This is a genomic window from Lapillicoccus sp. (genome assembly GCF_046595215.1).
In the GTDB taxonomy this organism is placed as follows: Bacteria; Actinomycetota; Actinomycetes; order Actinomycetales; family Dermatophilaceae; genus Lapillicoccus.
Map to the genome: position 1 here is coordinate 1 of NZ_JBKJPP010000096.1, position 3,392 is coordinate 3,392.

Below are 3,392 nucleotides of genomic sequence, written 5' to 3' on the forward strand. Positions count from 1 at the left end.
GCGGGAGCGGCGAGCAGGACCGCGACAGACGCCACCCCCGCGGTGGCCGCCAACGCGACCGGCAGCACACGCGCAACGAAGCGGCTCAACCCGGAGCGCTCCAGGCCTGAACGGCGCCCGAACACGGGCCCAGCTGATGGTGTCGACTGTTGAGATCTCATGACGGTTCTTCCCTCACCTCGGTAAGTCCTGACCCGCGGACACCGCGACAGCGGTCCCCTGAAGCGCGATCAGACGATGGATCACCGACCAGACATGTTCAGTGAGCCTTCTGCACTTCACCCTCAGGGTGGATGCCCGATGCCTTCGAGGGATCCACCAGGAGGGGGGTGGCCCGGGCCCCAAAGTTGGGGGTCATCGGTCTGGCGATTCCGGGGACGCGCAGACCAGGTGTCTGCTACGCCGACCGGACTTCACCAGTCGTGCTCGCAGGGTCCCTCACCCGTCCAGACCGTCGGCGAGCGAGAGCGGGAACGTTGCGCACACGGTGGTCCCTCCGCCGGGGGGGCTGCTCAGCCGGATGCCGCCGCCGACGTCGGCGAGGGTGTCGGTCAGCAGGCGCAGGCCGACATGTCCCGACGGCGCTGGTATGCCGTGCATTCCGGTGCCGTCGTCGCTCACCGTCACGACGGCCTGGTCGCCCACGACGTCGGCGACGACAGAGGCCTGCGTGGCATGCGCATGTCGCACGACATTGCGCAGGGCCTCCCGGGCCACGCGGTAGACGAGCTTGGCCACTTCGGGCGAGGTGTCCGTCAGGGCGCTGTCGACGACCACGCTGACGAGCAGCCCGGACTCCCGCGCACGCTTTGCGAGCTCCTCGACAGCAGGCTGGAGGCCGCCGCCGGAGAGGCTTGACGGGTACACGTCGACGAGGAGCCCTCGCAGCGCCGTGACGTCTCGGTGCAGTTGGACGCTGACCGAGCCGAGGACCCGTCGCGCGTCCTCTGCCTCAGGTGGGAGCTGGTCGAGGACCGACGGCAGGGCGTAGCCGAGTCCGGCAAGGTCCTGGACCAGCCCGTCATGCAGGTCTCGTGCGATCCGACGGCGTTCGAGGTCCGAGGCGGACAGGGCATGTCGCAGCATGGTGCTCCGCTCCGCGCGGGCTCGGTCGACGCGCCGAGCCAGGGCCGTTGCCAGCGGGAGCAGGGCGATCTGGAAGAGCAGGAGGGTGCCGATGCCGAGGAACGCGAACCGGAGGACGATGTTGTTCTGGTCCTCCACCATGCGGTCGGTGGACCAGTACGACTCGAAGACCAACGGGACCCCGTCGGCGTCGTGGGCCCCGGCATACACCTCGAGCAACTCGCCGCGCGAACGTTCTTCGACGTTCTCGACCTTGGAGAGGTCCGAGACGGCCGCGGTGACGTCTTCTGTGCCGAAGAGGGCACTCACCTCGTCCTCCAAGGCGTAGGACCTCCCGATGAGATCGCTCTCGTCCGACCAGATCACGGACCCGGCCCGGCTCCAGAGCTTCATGTGGACGATCGACCCGTCGCGGATCCGGGTGCGCATCAGGTTGGCAAGCGTCTCGGTCTGGGCATTCGGTCCGGCTCGGACCTGGGCGTTGACGACCGGCGCGACGACACTGTGCGCGAATGCTGCGCCCCGGACGCTGGCCTCCCGGAGGGCGATGTCCGCAGCCAGCGCCCGGGCCACGAGCACCGTCCCCATGCCGACGACGACGAGGACGACGAGGCTCGAGACCACGTAGCGCTTGAGGGCATAGCGCAGGGCCGGTTCGGGGCTGCGCCCGGTCCGGGGGGCGCCCGGGCTATTCCTTGCCACCGACATGCACCAGGCCGCGGCGGTGGGCGATGACGACTGCCTCGAGCTGGGTGTGGGCGTTGAGCTTCACCAGGATGCTCTTGATGTAGCCGCGGCAGGTCAGCACCGAGAGCCCCAGGGCGCGGGCGATGACGACGACATCCGAACCGTCCGCGAGCATCTGCAGGACTTGTTGCTCTCGGTTGGTGAACGCCGAGTGCGCCTGAGCCGTCTCCGACGACGGTCTGGTGACCAGGTCCTTGACGAGGCTCGGGTGGATCACCGGGTCGTTGCGCCCGGCGGTGCGCAGGGCGCGCAGCAGGTCGGAGAGATTGCCGTCCTTGGGAAGGAGAGCGCACGCACCCGAAGCGACCGCTCGTGCGCGCAGCCCTTCGTCGATGAAGGCGGTCAGCACGATGACCCGGGTGTCAGGCCACCTGTGTGTCAACTTCGCCGTGGCGTCCAGCCCGTCCCCATCGGACAGGCGCACGTCCATCACCACGGCATCGGGGAGGAACCGCTCAGCATACGCCAGTGCTTCGCCCACCCCGTGGGCGGTCGCCACGCACTCGAGGTCGTCCTCGCGACCGATGGCCAGCGCCACCGCGTCGGCGACAGTGCGGTGGTCATCCACCACGAGCACCCGCGTCGTGCGCAGCCCGTGCGGCTGATATTCCGACCCGCCCACCGTCTGCCCCGCATTCCCCACGAGCCACGATTTCCAAACCTTTGCCCAGTATGGTGCCGGCCGGAGGCCAGCACCATAGCCCCAAGTGACCATGCGGAAGACGTCTACCCACGGGGCGCTGGGACGGAGACCTCCATGGGCCCGGGCGGACCCCAAGGTAACCCCATGGTCGGGCGGTCACCATGTCAGCGGGGATTCCTCAACGGTCGTTGGGGCCCATCGGGACCGGTCGTCGTCGGTTCAGCACGGCAACGGTCCACGGTGCACACCGTGAGGCTGACCCATGAGGCAAGGAGTTTCGTCGTGAGCGCATCCAGGCGAGCAGGACAGCGCCGTTCACGTGACGGCAACGCGGGGCAACGGGCCTGCCCGATGGCTCTCCCGGACGGGGGGTCGGTGTGATGTCCGGGGAATCTAGGGGCGCAGCCGGGCTGTCGCGCCGTACGATGTTGCGGCTGGGGGCTGCCGGAGGGGTCGGGGTGGCGTTGGCCGCCGCCCAGGGGGTGGGGGGCCCGCTCCTGGCACAGAAGGGGTTGTTGTCACCCGACGGGGCGTTCGCCGCCTCGTCGACAGGGCTCGGTGACCTGTTGTTCTACAGCGAGGCGTTCCCGACGAGCCCGTTGATCGTCTCGCCCTTCAAGGACGCGCTGCCGATCCTGAAGGCCATGGCGCCGTCCCCGAAGTCGGACTACACCACCTGGAGCAAGACACCGGGACCCGGCGTGGGCCAGCAGAACTCGTTGGGAAACGATCGGCACCAGATCTGGCCGGGCCAGATCGGCTACCCGGACCCGATCGTCTACAAGATCGAGCACCTGGTGCGCACCCACTCCTTCACCACCTCGCAGGTGCTGCCGATCGACGCCTTGGGCCGCCCGACGATCTCGTTCGACGCCTCCGGCGCCACCGTCAGCGCGGGCACCCTGCGGACGTTGCC

General features: G+C 68.9%; 2 protein-coding genes and 1 pseudogene. 1 reads left to right on the plus strand and 2 read right to left on the minus strand.

Annotated features, from left to right (window positions below):
• Nucleotides 1–438 precede the first annotated feature (438 nt).
• Together ACLL9L_RS07775 and ACLL9L_RS07780 are read right to left on the minus strand one after the other, a co-directional pair.
• Nucleotides 439–1,788 (minus strand): sensor histidine kinase, encoded by a 1,350-nt coding sequence (locus ACLL9L_RS07775; protein WP_411284074.1) that lies wholly within the window; start codon nucleotides 1,786–1,788, stop codon nucleotides 439–441.
• Nucleotides 1,775–2,455: a response regulator gene (locus ACLL9L_RS07780; protein ID WP_411284075.1), complete on the minus strand. Its 681-nt coding sequence runs from the start codon at nucleotides 2,453–2,455 to the stop codon at nucleotides 1,775–1,777. The genes ACLL9L_RS07775 and ACLL9L_RS07780 overlap by 14 nt, the downstream gene beginning before the upstream one ends.
• A 401-nt stretch (nucleotides 2,456–2,856) precedes the next feature.
• On the opposite strand from ACLL9L_RS07780, the pseudogene ACLL9L_RS07785 reads away from it, so the two are divergent.
• Nucleotides 2,857–3,392: pseudogene (locus tag ACLL9L_RS07785) on the plus strand (copper oxidase); the annotation flags it as partial.